General features: G+C 61.5%; 1 protein-coding gene. It reads right to left on the minus strand.

The features are described 5' to 3' along the window. Positions 1-99: 99 nt before the first annotated feature. The gene (locus QMK54_RS00620; protein WP_320401851.1) at positions 100-16,899 is read right to left on the minus strand and encodes a retention module-containing protein; all 16,800 of its coding nucleotides are present in this window, start codon (positions 16,897-16,899) and stop codon (positions 100-102) included. Positions 16,900-17,155 lie beyond the last annotated feature (256 nt).

Here is a 17,155-nt window from a genome sequence, read left to right on the forward strand (position 1 = left end):
GGTCAACTGCGCGCCAGTATGTGGCGCGGCGACGAAATCGTCACCGGGCAGTGGACACAAACGTGACGGCCGCCCCATAAGGGCGGCCGTTTTCGTGCATCAGCTGTTGTTGTGATCGATCTTGATAGTCGGGTCGCTACCGGCAATCAGGTTGTGTAGGTTGGCGCTCGACCAGTTGTTGCCTTCCAGTTTGATCGTCACGTCAGGCGTGGCGGCGGCCGCGTTGCCAGAGTTGAACTGGCCGGTTGTGCTGACCTGCAGCGACGACACGCCATCGACCGTGGAGATCTTCAGGAAGTTGTCGATGGTGCTGCCGGTTTCACCCTGCAACAGATCGCGCAAGTCGATCCGGTCACCTTCGCTGGCCTTGAAGTCCTTGATCACGTCGTTACCGGTGTCGCCCGCTTTCCAGACGAAGGTGTCGCCACCGGAACCGCCAGTCAGGATGTCATTGCCCTTTCCGCCCAGGAGAAGGTCATTGCCGTCACCACCGTCCAGCAAGTCGTTTCCGGTCCCGCCGAGCAGGATGTCATTGCCGGCGCCGCCGTAGAGTTTGTCGTCGCCGCCCTGGCCAAAGATGATGTCATTGCCGGCATTGCCCAGCAGTGTATCGGCACCGTCTTGAGCGCCAGACACATCGAACACGGTGTAGTGCTCGGTGATGTACTGGTGCACGTTGCTTGGTGTGACCTGGTTGGTTTCGACCCCGGTTTGCAGCCCGACAAAAGCCTGCAGCGAGGCGTAACCCTCGCCGGTGACGCTGTTGAAGCTCACCAGGTCGCCGAAGATGATGTCATTGCCATCACCGCTGTTGACGGTGTCTTTGCCCGGTAGCGTGGCCTCGCTGTGGCCGAGGATCGCGTTGGCCAGATCCGCAGGATTGATATTGGCCAGCGGCTTGCCGTCGGTGGTGTTGTAGGGGGCCAGATCGCTTTCCTTGACATCGTTGTTCAGGCCGATGGCCTGAACAGTCGAGTTGGCAGCCGCCAGAAGGGCAAATGCCGCTGCGGCATTCGAGGCACTGGTCCAGTCAACGTAACCATCGCCATCGTTGGCCGACAGCTCATAAGTGCCGTCACCTTGCGCATGAAGTGTTACGCCACTGATCTTGGAAGAGGTCCAGTTGTTCTTGTTGTCCACACTCCATTTGTAAACGGCGCCACTCGCATCGACCAACAAGCGGGAGACACCGTCGATCACTTTGGAGAACGCATAGCCAGGCTTGTAGTCACCCACCTTCAAAAGGCTGTCCAGAGTCAGGTCCGTGACGTTGTTCGACTTGTAGTCGACGACGACCGGGTTGGTCTGCTCACTGCTGGTATAAGCGGTCGGCTCACCGTCGGTAATGAAGTAGGTGAGATTGATCGCGTTCGGGTTGCTCTTCGCATCAGTGCTGTAGAACCAGTTGGCGGTGGTCTTGAACACGTCCTCGTAGTTGGTGTAGCCACCCGATTTCATGCCGTCGAGAACCGACTTCAAGTTCGCCAGGGCATCCTTGCTGGACAGGTCGATCGAAATCGATTGTTTGACCGTCGTGTCGAAGTCGACGAGGAACACTTTCACAACGCCCGGGTTCGCGTCTTTCGAAGTCGCACTGGCGATCAGCGAAGTGAACACCGCTTCCAGGGACTTCTTCGCCGCCGCCATGGCGCTGTCGCCCATACTGCCCGAACTGTCGACCATGAAGGCGATGTTGTAGTTCTGGCCTGGTGTGACCGTCAGCCCACCGATATCCGACACCACGATGTCATTGCCACTGGTGCCGGTGACTGTGTCGTTGCCTGAGGTGGCAGTGAGCGGGTTGTACACCGCCGGATTGATCGTGATCGGAATCTGCGTCGTGTTGCTGGCCGAATCACCCTGGCTCTCGGTCGAGACTGCCGTAACTGTCAGCGTGTTGGTGCCGGTGGCGTACGGTGCCGGGGTGTAGCTCAACTTGCTCACATCCCACCCGCTGAGGTCGACGACGCCGTTACCGGTTGTGCCGGTAAAGGTGTGCGTGCCATCGGTCAGGGTCGCACCTGCCGGGATGCCGCCGATCGAGGTAATGGTCTGGGTTTCAGAGCCATCGGTGTCCGCCGACGTTACCTTCAAGCCCAACGCAATGCTGCTGTTCTCGGCCACCTGAGTCGCGGAGGAGGTCACGATCGGTGTATCCGCAACCGCGGTCACACTGATGTCCAGCGTGGTGCTTGAACCGGTATTGGTGGTGTAGGTCACCGTCGGAACCTTGCCACTCCAATTGTCGGCCGGGGTAAAGCTGTATTCGCCGTTGGCGCCCAGCGTCAGCTTGCCCACGTTTGCGATGGTGGCAGTGCCCCCTGCGGTGTACTCGGTGCCCCCGATTGTGAATTTGGTCACGGTGAGGGCGTTATCCACATCGCGGTCGTTGGTCAGTACGTTGCCGGTGGCGACCTTGTCCTCGAGGGAGGTTTTGAGGTCGGCAGCCAGCACACTCGGATCGTCGACCGGGGTGACGCTGATGTTCAGGGTCGAGGTGACGTTGGGTCCCAGACCGTCGGTGACGGTGTAGGTGACGGTCGGCACCGTGCCGTTGTAGTTGGCGGCCGGGGTGAAGGTGTAGGCGCCGTTGGCTGCGATCAGCAGGGTACCGACATTGGCGATGGTCGCCGTGGTGCCGGCGGTGTAAGTGGTCCCGCTGACGGTGAAACTGACCACGCTGACCGGGCCGTCGACGCTGCTCGTGCCAGTGAGGACGCTGCCGGTGAGGGCGGTGTCTTCCAGGGTCGAGACGGTTTCGCTGGCGTCGGTGAAGTTGTCGTTGACCGGCGTAACGCTGATGTTCAGGGTCGAGGTGTCGTCTGTACCGGAGCCGTCGGTGACGGTGTAGGTGACGGTCGGCACCGTGCCGTTGTAGTTGGCGGCCGGGGTGAAGGTGTAAGCACCGTTCGCGCCGATCACCAGGGTGCCGACATTGGCGATGGTCGCCGTGGTGCCGGCGGTGTAAGTGGTCGCACCGATGGTGAAGCTGACCACGCTGACCGGGCCGTCGACGCTGCTCGTACCGGTGAGCACGCTGCCGCTGAGGGCCGTATCTTCCAGGGTGGAGACCGTTTCGTTGGCGTCGGTGAAGTTGTCGTTGACCGGGGTAACGCTGATGTTCAGGGTCGAGGTGTCGTTCGGTCCCGAACCGTCGGTGACGGTGTAGGTGACGGTTGGCACCGTGCCGTTGTAGTTGGCGGCCGGTGTGAAGGTATAGGCGCCGTTGGCAGCAATGACAAGGGTGCCGACGTTGACAATGGTCGCGGTCTGGCCGGCGTTGTAAGTGCCTGTAACACCTTCGATGGTGAAACTCACCACGCTGACCGGGCCGTCAACGCTGCTCGTGCCGGTAAGGACACTGCCGCTCAAGACGGTGTCTTCAGCGGTGGTCACGCTTTCGCTGATGTCGGTGAAGTTGTCGTTGACTGGCGTAACGCTGATGTTCAGGGTCGAAGTGTCGTCTGTGCCGGAACCGTCGGTGACGGTGTAGGTAACAGTCGGTACCGTGCCGTTGTAGTTGGCAGTCGGGGTGAAGGTGTAAGCCCCATTAGCTGCGATCAGCAGGGTACCGACGTTGGCGATGGTCGCGGTCTGGCCGGCGGTAAACGTGCCAGTCACACCGTCGATGGTGAAGTTGACCACGCTGACCGGGCCGTCAACGCTGCTCGTGCCAGTGAGGACGCTGCCACTGAGGACGGTGTCTTCCAGGGTCGACGCCGTTTCGTTGGCGTCGCTGAAGTTGTCGTTGACCGGCGTAACGCTGATGTTCAGGGTCGAGGTGTCGTTAGGTCCCGAACCGTCGGTGACGGTGTAGGTGACAGTCGGCACCGTGCCGTTGTAGTTGGCGGCCGGTGTGAAGGTATAGGCGCCGTTGGCACCGATCACCAGGGTGCCGACGTTAGCGATGGTTGCCGTGCTGCCGGCGGCGAAGGTGGTATCACCGATGGTGAAGCTCTCCACGCTGACCGGGCCATCGACGCTCGAGGTGCCGGCCAACACACTGCCGGTGAGGGCGGTGTCTTCCAGGGTCGAGACCGTTTCGTTGGCGTCGGTGAAGCTATCGTCGACCGGAGTGACGCTGATGTTCAGGGTCGAGGTGTCGTTAGGTCCCGAACCGTCGGTGACGGTGTAGGTGACAGTCGGTACCGTGCCGTTGTAGTTGGCAACCGGGGTAAAGGTGTAAGCGCCGTTCGCCGCAATCACCAAGGTACCGACATTGGCGATGGTCGCCGTAGTGCCAGCGGTGTAAGTGGTCGCACCGATGGTGAAGTTGACCACGCTGACCGGGCCGTCAACGCTCGAGGTGCCGCTGAGGACACTGCCGGTCAAGGCGGTGTCTTCAGCGGTGGTCACGCTTTCGCTGATGTCGGTGAAGTTGTCGTTGACCGGCGTAACGCTGATGTTCAGGGTCGACGTGTCGTCTGTGCCGGAACCGTCGGTGACGGTGTAGGTGACGGTCGGTACCGTGCCGTTGTAGTTGGCGGACGGGGTGAAGGTATAGGCCCCGTTGGCTGCGATCACCAGGGTGCCGACGTTAGCAATGGTTGCCATGCTGCCGGCGGAGTAGGTGGTTTCACCGATGGTGAAGTTAACCACGCTGACCGGTCCGTCGACGCTCGAGGTGCCGCTGAGGACGCTGCCGGTCAAGGCGGTGTCTTCCAGAGTCGAGACCGTTTCGTTGGCGTCGGTGAAGTTGTCGTTGACCGGCGTAACGCTGATGTTCAGGGTCGAGGTGTCGTTGGGTCCCGAACCGTCGGTGACGGTATAGGTGACGGTCGGCACCGTGCCGTTGTAGTTGGCGGTCGGGGTAAAGGTGTAAGCCCCGTTCGCTGCGATCACCAGGGTACCAACATTGGCGATGGTCGCGGTCTGGCCGGCGGTGAAGGTGCCAGTCACACCTTCGATGGTGAAGTTGACCACGCTGACCGGACCGTCAACGCTGCTCGTGCCAGTGAGGACGCTGCCGCTGAGGGCGGTGTCTTCCAGGGTCGATAGCGTTTCGCTGGCGTCAGCGAAATTGTCGTTGACCGGCGTGACGCTGATGTTCAGGGTCGAAGTGTCGTCTGTGCCGGAACCGTCGGTGACGGTGTAGGTAACAGTCGGCACCGTGCCGTTGTAGTTGGCGGCCGGGGTGAAGGTGTAGGTGCCGTTGGCTGCGATCAGCAGGGTACCGACATTGGCGATGGTCGCCGTGGTGCCGGCGGTGTAAGTGGTCGCACCGACGGTGAAGTTGACCACGCTGACCGGGCCGTCAACGCTGCTCGTGCCAGTGAGGACGCTGCCGGTGAGGGCGGTGTCTTCCAGGGTCGAGACCGTTTCGTTAGCGTCGCTGAAGTTGTCGTTGACCGGCGTAACGCTGATGTTCAGCGTCGAGGTGTCGTTAGTTCCCGAACCGTCGGTGAGGGTGTAGGTGACCGTTGGCACCGTGCCGTTGTAGTTGGCAGCCGGTGTGAAGGTGTAAGCGCCGTTAGCGCCGATGACCAGGGTGCCAACATTGGCGATGGTCGCGGTCTGGCCGGCGGTAAACGTGCCAGTCACACCGTCGATAGTGAAGTTGACCACGCTGACCGGGCCATCGACGCTCGAGGTGCCGCTGAGGACACTGCCGCTCAAGGCAGTGTCTTCCAGGGTCGATACCGTTTCGCTGGCATCGCTGAAGCTGTCGTCGACCGGCGTGACGCTGATGTTCAGGGTCGAAGTGTCGTTAGGGCCCGAACCGTCGGTGACGGTGTAGGTGACGGTCGGCACCGTGCCGTTGTAGTTGGCAGCCGGGGTGAAGGTGTAGGCCCCGTTCGCCGCGATCACCAAGGTACCAACGTTGGCGATGGTCGCCGTGGTGCCGGCGGTGTAAGTGGTCGCACCGATGGTGAAGTTGACCACGCTGACCGGGCCGTCGACGCTGCTCGTACCAGTAAGGACGCTGCCGCTGAGGGCGGTGTCTTCCAGGGTCGAGACCGTTTCGCTGACGTCGCTGAAGTTGTCGTTGACTGGCGTAACGCTGATGTTCAGGGTCGAGGTGTCGTTGGGTCCCGAACCGTCGGTGACGGTGTAGGTGACAGTCGGCACCGTGCCGTTGTAGTTGGCGGCCGGAGTAAAGGTATAGGCGCCGTTCGCCGCGATCACCAGGGTGCCGACGTTGGCGATGGTTGCCGTGCTGCCAGCGGCGTAGGTGGTATCACCAATGGTGAAGTTGACCACGCTGACCGGGCCGTCGACGCTGCTCGTGCCGGTAAGGACGCTGCCACTGAGGGCGGTGTCTTCCAGTGTGGAGGGCGTTTCGTTAGCGTCGGTGAAGTTGTCGTTGACCGGCGTAACGCTGATGTTCAGCGAACTGCTCGAGCCGGTATTGGTGGTGTATGTCACCTGTGGAACATCGCCATTCCAGTCGGCAGCCGGCTTGAAGGTGTAGTCGCCGTTGCTGCCAATGATCAGCGTACCGACACCCGCGATGGTCGCGGTATGACCAGCGCTGAAAGTGCCAGACACTCCGTTCACGCTGAAGCTTGCGACGCTCAGGACATTATCGACATCGTGGTCGTTGGTCAGCACGTTGCCGACCGCGTTGTGATCTTCTTCGACGGTGATCCTGTCCGCCTGCAGCACGCTGGCGTCATCGACGGGAGCAACGTGCACCACCAGTGGCAGCGAGGTGCTGGCGCTTGGGGCATCGCCGTCTTTGGCAGTGGCCGTCACGGTCAGGGGGATGTCGCCATTGAAGTTCGTCGGCGGTGTCAGCTTGAGCGTGGCCAGGTTCCAACCCGTAATGTCCACCGACGTCGAGCCGTCGGCAGCATTGAAGATGTGGGTGCCATCGGTGAGCTTGGTACCCGCCGGCAAGCCGCTCAGTGTGAGGGTTAGCGTTTCCGAACCGTCGACGTCATTGGTGTGGGCCTGGATGGTGGACAACAGGATCGCGTTGTCTTCAAGGCCCGAGTTGAGCACCTGAGTGACATTGATGTTGTCCAGCACGCCGCCCAGGCTGTTGCTGTCCCCGGCGCGGAACTCGAGTTTCTGGTTGCCATCGGCAGTGACCGGAACGTCGAAGCTGTAGTGCTGCATGCCCGGGGTCGAGGTGTTCAGGGTGCCAATGAGCTGGCCGCCCCAGTACACGTTGATCAGCGAATTATCTACGCCGGCACGCGGTGCATAGTCGAGCGACACGTTGTACGTGGTGCCGGCCTTCGCATCGATAGTGGTGTAGAGGTTGCTCGCATCACCGGTATTGCGCTCAAGTTCGATGACCTGGTTATCGCCACCGGCACCGTAGACGCTGGCCTTGCCGATTTCGACCGCGCCCCCGCGGTTATCAGTGTGCCAGACGCCGTTGCCGAGCTTGCTGACATCGAGGTCGATGGTCGAACCGCTCACAGCGACTTCCTGGAAGTCGGTCGAGGCAACCATGCCGCCACCGGTCAGCGACAGGCTCGGGGTATCGGTCACTGGCGCAACGACGATGGTGCCGGTCGCCGAATTGGCAGAAGGCATGCCCCCGTTGTCGGTCGAGCTGTAGGTGAAGCTGGTGGTGCCACTCCAGTCGCCGGTGGGCTTGAAGTAAACCGTCGCGCCATTGGCCGTCGCGGAGATCACGCTGCTGCTGGTGAGCTCGATGGTCCCGGCGGCGTCTGCGTAAAACTTGCCATTGGCCGGCAGGCTGGTCAGGGTGAAGTGGTTGACGCTGCCGTCAATGTCACTGCCGCCGAGCTGCACGGCGATCACATGATCTTCATCACCCCTGGCCGAGGTGGAGTTAACGGTCGGAGCGTCGTTGACCGGGTTGACCGTGATGTCCAGCGTGCTGGTGGAGTTGGTGTTGGTGGTGTAGCTGACCTGTGGAACCGCGCCGTTCCAGTTTGCGGCAGGGGTGAAACTGTAATCGCCGTTGGTGGCGATAGTCACCGTACCGACGCCGGTGATAGTCGCGACTTGACCCGCGGTAAAGGAGCCGGGGACGCCTTGTATGGTGAATGTCGCGACACTCAGAGCGTTATCGACATCGATGTCATTGCCAAGCACGTTGCCGGTTGCAGCGTGGTCTTCATCGACGGTCTTGGTATCCGCGACCAGGACACTCGGGTCATCGACCGGGGTGACGCTGATGTTCAGGGTCGAGGTGACATTGCTGCCCGAACCGTCGGTGACGGTGTAGCTGGCGGTTGGCACCGTGCCGTTGTAGTTGGTGGCCGGGGTAAAGGTGTAAGTCCCGTTGGTGCCGATGACCAGGGTGCCGACGTTGGCGATGGTGGCGGTGGTACCGGCGGCGTAGGTGGTTTCACCGATGGTGAAGTTGAGCACGCTGACCGGGCCGTCGACGCTGCTCGTGCCAGTGAGGACGCTGCCGCTGGCGGCGGTGTCTTCGGCGGTGGTTACGCGTTCGCTGATGTCGGTGAAGTTATCGTCGACCGGCGTCACGCTGATATTCAGGGTCGAGGTGACGTCGGTGCCCGAACCGTCGGTGACGGTGTAGCTCACGGTCGGCGCTGTGCCGTTGTAATTCTCGGCCGGGGTGAAGGTGTAAGCGCCGTTGGTGCCGATCACCAGAGTGCCGACGTTGGCAATGGTTGCGGTCTGGCCGGCGGCGTAGGTGGTTTCACCGATGGTGAAGTTCACCACGCTGACGGGGCCGTCGACGCTCGAGGTGCCGGTGAGGACGCTGCCGGTCACGGCGGTGTCTTCGGCGGTGGTCACGCGCTCGCTGGCGTCGGTGAAGCTGTCGTCGACCGGGGTGACGCTGATGTTCAGGGTCGAGGTGACATTGCTGCCCGAGCCGTCGGTGACGGTGTAGCTGACCGTTGGCACTGTGCCGTTGTAGTTGGCGTCTGGGGTGAAGGTGTAAGCGCCGTTGGTGCCGATGACCAGGGTGCCGACGTTGGTAATGGTTGCGGACTGACCAGCGGTGTAGGTGGTATCACCAATGGTGAAGTTCACCACGCTGACTGGTCCATCGACGCTGCTCGTGCCCGTGAGGACGCTGCCAGTCACGGCGGTGTCTTCGGCGGTGGTCACGCGCTCGCTGGCGTCGGTGAAGCTGTCGTCGACCGGGGTGACGCTGATGTTCAGGGTCGAGGTGACATTGCTGCCCGAGCCGTCGGTGACGGTGTAGCTGACCGTTGGCACTGTGCCGTTGTAGTTGGCGTCTGGGGTGAAGGTGTAAGCGCCGTTGGTGCCGATGACCAGGGTGCCGACGTTGGTAATGGTTGCGGACTGACCAGCGGTGTAGGTGGTATCACCAATGGTGAAGTTCACCACGCTGACTGGTCCATCGACGCTGCTCGTGCCAGTGAGGACGCTGCCGGTCACGGCGGTGTCTTCGGCGGTGGTTACGCGTTCGCTGATGTCGGTGAAGCTGTCATCGACCGGGGTGACGTTGATGGTCAGGGTCGAGGTGACGTCGGTGCCCGAACCGTCGGTGACGGTGTAGCTCACGGTCGGTACCGTGCCGTTGTAATTTTCGGCAGGCGTGAAGGTATAAGCGCCGTTGGCGCCGATGACAAGGGTGCCAACGTTGGCAATGGTCGCGGTCTGGCCGGCGTTGAAAGTGCCAGTAATGCCGTCGATGCTGAAGTTCACCACGCTGACCTGGCCGTCAACGCTGCTCGTGCCGGTGAGGACGCTGCCGCTGACGGCGGTGTCTTCTGCGGTGGTCACGCGTTCGCTGATGTCGGTGAAGCTGTCATCGACCGGGGTGACGCTGATGTTCAGGGTCGAGGTGACATCCGTGCCGGAGCCGTCGGTGACGGTGTAGCTGACGGTTGGTACCGTGCCGTTGTAATTTTCGGCCGGGGTGAAGGTGTAAGTCCCATTGGTGCCGATCACCAGGGTACCGACGTTGGTAATGGTTGCGGTCTGGCCAGCGGCGTAGGTTGTATCACCGATGGTGAAGTTAACCACGCTGACTGAGCCGTCGACGCTCGAGGTGCCGGTGAGGACGCTGCCGCTGACGGCGGTGTCTTCGGCGGTGGTCACGCGTTCGCTGATGTCGGTGAAGCTGTCATCGACCGGCGTGACGTTGATGGTCAGGGTCGAGGTGACGTCCGTGCCCGAACCGTCGGTGACGGTGTAGCTCACGGTCGGCACCGTGCCGTTGTAATTGGCGTCCGGGGTAAAGGTGTAAGTCCCGTTGGTGCCGATCACCAGGGTACCGACGTTGGTAATGGTTGCGGTCTGGCCCGCTGTGAAAGTGCCAGTAACGCCGTCGATGCTGAAGTTAACCACGCTGACCGGGCCGTCGACGCTGCTCGTGCCAGTGAGGACGCTGCCGCTGACGGCGGTGTCTTCAGCGGTGCTCACGCGTTCGCTGATGTCGGTGAAGCTGTCATCGACCGGGGTGACGCTGATGTTCAGGGTCGAGGTGACGTCGGTGCCGGAACCGTCGGTGACGGTGTAGTTCACCGTCGGTACTGTGCCGTTGTAATTTTCGGCAGGCGTGAAGGTATAAGCACCATTCGCGCCGATCACCAGGGTACCGACGTTGGCGATGGTGGCCGTTCTGCCAGCGGCGTAGGTGGTTTCACCGATGGTGAAATTGACCACGCTGACCGGGCCATCGACGCTCGAGGTGCCCGTCAACACACTGCCGCTGACGGCGGTGTCTTCAGCGGTGGTCACGCGTTCGCTGATGTCGGTGAAGCTGTCGTCGACCGGGGTGACGCTGATGTTCAGGGTCGAGGTGACGTTACTGCCGGAGCCGTCAGTGACGGTGTAGCTCACGGTTGGCACCGTGCCGTTGTAATTCTCGGCAGGCGTGAAGGTGTAAGCGCCGTTGGCGCCGATGACCAAGGTGCCGACGTTGGCGATGGTTGCGGTCTGGCCAGCGGCGTAGGTGGTTTCACCGATGGTGAAATTGACCACGCTGACCGGGCCATCGACGCTCGAGGTGCCCGTCAACACACTGCCGCTGACGGCCGTGTCTTCGTTGGTAGTCACGCGTTCGCTGATGTCGGTGAAGCTGTCGTCGACCGGGGTGACGCTGATGTTCAGGGTCGAGGTGACGTCGGTGCCGGAACCGTCGGTGACGGTGTAGCTGACCGTCGGCACTGGGCCGTTGTAGTTGGCGTCTGGGGTGAAGGTGTAAGCACCATTTGCGCCGATCACCAGAGTGCCGACGTTGGTAATGGTTGCGGTCTGGCCCGCTGTGAAAGTGCCGGTAACGCCGTCGATGCTGAAGTTAACCACGCTGACCGGGCCGTCGACGCTCGAGGTGCCAGTGAGGACGCTGCCGGTCACGGCGGTGTCTTCGGCGGTGCTCACGCGTTCGCTAGCGTCGATGAAGCTGTCGTCGACCGGGGTGACGCTGATGTTCAGGGTCGAGGTGACGTTGGTGCCGGAACCGTCGGTGACGGTGTAGCTGACCGTCGGCACTGGGCCGTTGTAGTTGGCGTCTGGGGTGAAGGTGTAAGCCCCGTTCGCGCCGATCACCAGAGTGCCGACGTTGGTAATGGTTGCGGTCTGGCCCGCTGTGAAAGTGCCGGTAACGCCGTCGATGCTGAAGTTAACCACGCTGACCGGGCCATCGACGCTCGAGGTGCCAGTGAGGACGCTGCCAGTCACGGCGGTGTCTTCGGCGGTGCTCACGCGTTCGCTAGCGTCGATGAAGCTGTCGTCGACCGGGGTGACGCTGATGTTCAGGGTCGAGGTGACGTTGGTGCCCGAACCGTCGGTGACCGTGTAGCTCACCGTCGGCACGCTGCCGTTGTAGTTGGCGTCTGGGCTGAAGGTGTAAGCGCCGTTGGCGCCGATGACCAAGGTGCCGACGTTGGCGATGGTGGCCGTGCTGCCGGCGACGTAGGTGGTTTCACCGATGGTGAAGTTCACCACGCTGACCGGCCCGTCGACGCTCGAGGTGCCGGTGAGGACGCTGCCGGTCACGGCGGTGTCTTCTGCGGTGGTCACGCGTTCGCTGATGTCGGTGAAGTTGTCGTCGGCCGGCGTGACGCTGATGTTCAAGGTCGAGGTGACATTGCTGCCCGAGCCGTCAGTGACGGTGTAGCTCACGGTTGGCACCGTGCCGTTGTAATTCTCGGCAGGCGTGAAGGTGTAAGCGCCGTTGGCGCCAATGACCAGGGTACCGACGTTGGTAATGGTTGCGGTCTGGCCGGCGGCGTAGGTGGTTTCACCGATGGTGAAATTGACCACGCTGACCGGGCCATCGACGCTCGAGGTGCCCGTCAACACACTGCCGGTGACGGCCGTGTCTTCTGCGGTGCTCACGTTTTCGCTGATGTCGGTGAAGCTGTCATCGACCGGGGTGACGTTGATGTTCAGCGTCGAAGTGACGTTGCTGCCCGAGCCGTCAGTGACGGTGTAGCTCACGGTTGGCACCGTACCGTTGTAATTCTCGGCCGGGGTAAAGATGTAAGAACCGTTTGCACCAATCACCAGGGTGCCGACGTTAGCGATGGTGGCTGTGCTGCCAGCGGCGTAGGTGGTTTCACCGATGGTGAAGTTAACCACGCTGACCGGGCCGTCGACGCTCGAGGTGCCAGTGAGGACGCTGCCGGTCACGGCGGTGTCTTCAGCGGTCGTCACGCTTTCGCTGATGTCGGTGAAGCTGTCATCGACCGGCGTGACGTTGATGGTCAGGGTTGAGGTGACATTGCTGCCCGAGCCGTCGGTCACGGTGTAGCTCACCGTTGGCACCGTGCCGTTGTAATTCTCGGCCGGTGTGAAGGTGTAAGCGCCGTTTGCGCCAATCACTAGGGTGCCGACGTTGGCGATGGTCGCGGTGCTGCCAGCGGTGTAGGTGGTATCACCAATGGTGAAATTAACTACGCTGACCGGGCCGTCAACGCTGCTCGTGCCCGTGAGGACGCTGCCAGTCACGGCGGTGTCTTCGTTGGTGGTCACGCTTTCACTGATGTCGGTGAAGCTGTCGTCGACCGGAGTGACGTTGATGTTCAGGGTTGAGGTGACGTCGGTGCCCGAACCGTCAGTGACGGTGTAGCTCACCGTCGGCACTGTGCCGTTGTAATTCTCGGCCGGTGTGAAGGTGTAAGCGCCGTTTGCGCCAATCACTAGGGTGCCGACGTTGGCGATGGTCGCGGTGCTGCCAGCGGTGTAGGTGGTATCACCAATGGTGAAATTAACTACGCTGACCGGGCCGTCAACGCTGCTCGTGCCCGTGAGGACGCTGCCAGTCACGGCGGTGTCTTCGTTGGTGGTCACGCTTTCACTGATGTCGGTGAAGCTGTCGTCGACCGGGGTGACGTTGATGTTCAGGGTTGAGGTGACGTCGGTGCCCGAACCGTCAGTGACGGTGTAGCTCACCGTCGGCACTGTGCCGTTGTAATTCTCGGCCGGGGTAAAGGTGTAAGCACCGTTAGCGCCGATCACCAGAGTGCCGACGTTGGCGATGGTTGCGGTCTGGCCTGCGGCGTAGGTGGTTTCACCAATGGTGAAATTAACCACGCTGACCGGGCCGTCAGCGCTGCTCGTGCCAGTGAGGACGCTGCCGGTCACGGCGGTGTCTTCGCTGGTGGTCACGCTTTCGCTGATGTCGGTGAAGCTGTCATCGACCGGGGTGACGTTGATATTCAGGGTCGAGGTGACATTGCTGCCCGAGCCGTCAGTGACGGTGTAGTTCACGGTTGGCACCGTGCCGTTGTAATTCTCGGCAGGCGTGAAGGTGTAAGCGCCGTTGGCGCCGATCACCAGGGTGCCGACATTGGCAATGGTCGCGGTCTGGCCAGCGGCGTAGGTGGTTTCGCCAATGCTGAAATTGACCACACTGACCGGGCCGTCAACGCTGCTCGTGCCAGTGAGGACGCTGCCGGTTACGGCGGTGTCTTCGTTGGTGGTCACGCTTTCACTGGCATCGATGAAGCTGTCGTCGACCGGGGTGACGCTGATGTTCAGGGTCGAGGTGACGTCGGTGCCCGAACCGTCGGTGACCGTGTAGCTGACCGTTGGCACGCTGCCGTTGTAATTGGCGTCTGGGGTAAAGGTGTAGGCGCCATTGGCACCAATGACCAGGGTACCGACGTTGGCGATGGTTGCAGTCTGGCCCGCTGTGAAAGTGCCATTGACGCCGTCGATGGTGAAGTTCACCACGCTGACTGGTCCGTCGACGCTCGAGGTGCCAGTGAGGACGCTGCCGGTCACGGCGGTGTCTTCGCTGGTGGTCACGCTTTCGCTGATGTCGGTGAAGCTGTCGTCGACCGGCGTCACGCTGATGTTCAAGGTTGAGGTGACGTTAGTGCCGGAACCGTCGGTGACGGTGTAGCTCACCGTCGGCACCGTGCCGTTGTAATTCTCGGCAGGCGTGAAGGTGTAAGAGCCGTTAGCGCCGATCACCAGGGTACCGACGTTGGCAATGGTGGCCGTGCTGCCAGCGGCGTAGGTGGTTTCACCGATGGTGAAATTGACCACGCTGACCGGGCCATCGACGCTCGAGGTGCCCGTCAACACACTGCCGGTGACGGCCGTGTCTTCTGCGGTGCTCACGTTTTCGCTGATGTCGGTGAAGCTGTCGTCGACCGGGGTGACGTTGATGTTCAGGGTCGAAGTGACGTTGCTGCCGGAGCCGTCAGTGACGGTGTAGCTCACGGTTGGCACCGTACCGTTGTAATTCTCGGCAGGCGTGAAGATGTAAGAACCGTTTACGCCAATCACCAGGGTGCCGACGTTGGTAATGGTTGCGGTCTGGCCTGCGGCGTAGGTGGTTTCACCAATGGTGAAATTAACCACGCTGACCGGGCCGTCAACGCTGCTCGTGCCAGTGAGGACGCTGCCGGTCACGGCGGTGTCTTCGCTGGTGGTCACGCTTTCGCTGATGTCGGTGAAGCTGTCATCGACCGGGGTGACGTTGATATTCAGGGTCGAGGTGACATTGCTGCCCGAGCCGTCAGTGACGGTGTAGTTCACGGTTGGCACCGTGCCGTTGTAATTCTCGGCAGGCGTGAAGGTGTAAGCGCCGTTGGCGCCGATCACCAGGGTGCCGACATTGGCAATGGTCGCGGTCTGGCCAGCGGCGTAGGTGGTTTCGCCAATGCTGAAATTGACCACACTGACCGGACCGTCAACGCTGCTCGTGCCAGTGAGGACGCTGCCGGTTACGGCGGTGTCTTCGTTGGTGGTCACGCTTTCACTGGCATCGATGAAGCTGTCGTCGACCGGCGTGACGCTGATATTCAGCGTCGAGGTGACGTCGGTGCCCGAACCGTCGGTGACGGTGTAGCTGACCGTCGGCACGCTGCCGTTGTAGTTGGCGTCCGGAGTAAAGGTGTAAGTCCCGTTGGCGCCGATCACGAGGGTGCCGACATTGGCGATAGTGGCTGTGCTGCCAGCGGCGTAGGTGGTTTCACCAATGGTGAAGTTAACCACGCTGACCGGGCCATCGACGCTGCTCGTGCCAGTGAGGACGCTGCCGGTCACGGCGGTGTCTTCGTTGGTGGTCACGCGTTCGCTGATGTCGGTGAAGCTGTCATCGACCGGGGTGACGTTGATGTTCAGCGTCGAAGTGACGTTGCTGCCCGAGCCGTCAGTGACGGTGTAGCTCACGGTTGGCACCGTACCGTTGTAATTCTCGGCCGGGGTAAAGATGTAAGAACCGTTTGCGCCGATCACCAGGGTACCGACGTTGGCAATGGTGGCCGTGCTGCCAGCGGCGTAGGTGGTTTCACCGATTGTGAAGTTGACCACACTGACCGGGCCATCAACGCTGCTCGTGCCAGTGAGGACGCTGCCGGTGACGGCCGTGTCTTCTGCGGTGCTCACGTTTTCGCTGATGTCGGTGAAGCTGTCGTCGACCGGGGTGACGTTGATGTTCAGGGTCGAAGTGACGTCGGTGCCCGAACCGTCGGTGACGGTGTAGCTGACCGTTGGCACGCTGCCGTTGTAATTGGCGTCTGGGGTAAAGGTGTAGGCGCCATTGGCACCAATGACCAGGGTACCGACATTGGCGATGGTCGCAGTCTGGCCCGCGGTGAACGTGCCATTGACGCCGTCAATGGTGAAAGTAACCACGCTCAGCACGTTGTCGATATCGCTGTCGTTGCTCAGCACGTTGCCGGTCGCAGCGGTGTCTTCAGCAGTGACTTGGGTGTCGGCAGTCAAAACGCTTGGATCATCGACCGCCGTCACGGTGAGATCCAGTGTGCTGCTGGAGCCGGTGTTGGTGGTGTACGTAACTTGCGGTACAGCACCGTTGTAGTTGGCGTCTGGAGTAAAGGTGTAGTTGCCATCGGCACCGATGGTCAACGTACCGACGCCGACGATGGTCGCTGTCTGGCCTGCGGTGAAGCTGCCGGTCACGCCGGCGATGGTGAAGCCGGTGACGCTGAGCGGCGTCTGGGCATCGCTATCGTTGGTCAGTACGTTGCCCGTTGCGACGCTGTCTTCGGCCAGGGTGCCCGTATCAGCGGCCAGTACGCTCGGAGCATTGACGGTCGCGACATTCGTGACGGTCGTGGTGGTCTGGTTGCCGGTATCGAGCGTAGTGGGGGTAGCAGTGGAATCAGGGCCGTTGGTTGGGAAGCCAATAGTCGGGTCGACGCGGCCAGCGGTGGCGTCGAGCATCACGAAGCTGTGACCGCCCCCGGCGGCACCGCCAGCAGAGCCTGCCGCCGTCGGGCCTGCAGCGGTGGCTTCAAGGTCTTTTGTCGGGTCAGCACCGGCGGCGATGGCTTGTTGCAGTTCTTCTACCGAAGGCGCGGCTTGTGCGGTGGCGGCTGCCAGGTCAGCACTGGAGTCCGGAGCGTCGGCGCTCCACTGAGTGTCACGGCCCAGATCGAGGGTGCGGCCATCGGCCAGTTCCAGGGACACGGCACCGGAAAGGCCGGTGTCGACCTGGTCACCGGCGAACAGCTTGTCGCCTTCAACGAGAACGCGGCGGACGCCCTCTGGGGACACCACGAAAACTTGACCGACAATGCTTTTGACGATGGCCACAACACTGCTCATTGAAGACTCTCCGGGGTGTCACGTTCAGTTGACTTCCATAGGCCTGATGGCGTTTGCGCCGACCAGTCTGGACGTACATTGCAAAATAGATGCACAAGTTTGACGCGTTAATTCGTCAATAATTTGGCTATATTTTTTCGCTATTAACTTTATGCCAAACTATTGACCTTCTTGAGGCCATCCTAAACAATCGTCCCAGTAATGTCACATTGATATTTGAGCTGTGACCCTGTCCTCGGTATGTGATCCAGTTCCG

It is taken from the genome of Pseudomonas sp. P5_109 (assembly GCF_034009455.1).
In the GTDB taxonomy this organism is placed as follows: Bacteria; Pseudomonadota; Gammaproteobacteria; order Pseudomonadales; family Pseudomonadaceae; genus Aquipseudomonas.

Bases quoted from the DNA above. Each gene is read 5' to 3' on its own strand.
- QMK54_RS00620 (WP_320401851.1), bottom strand. From the start codon at position 16,899: ATGAGCAGTGTTGTGGCCATCGTCAAAAGCATTGTCGGTCAAGTTTTC.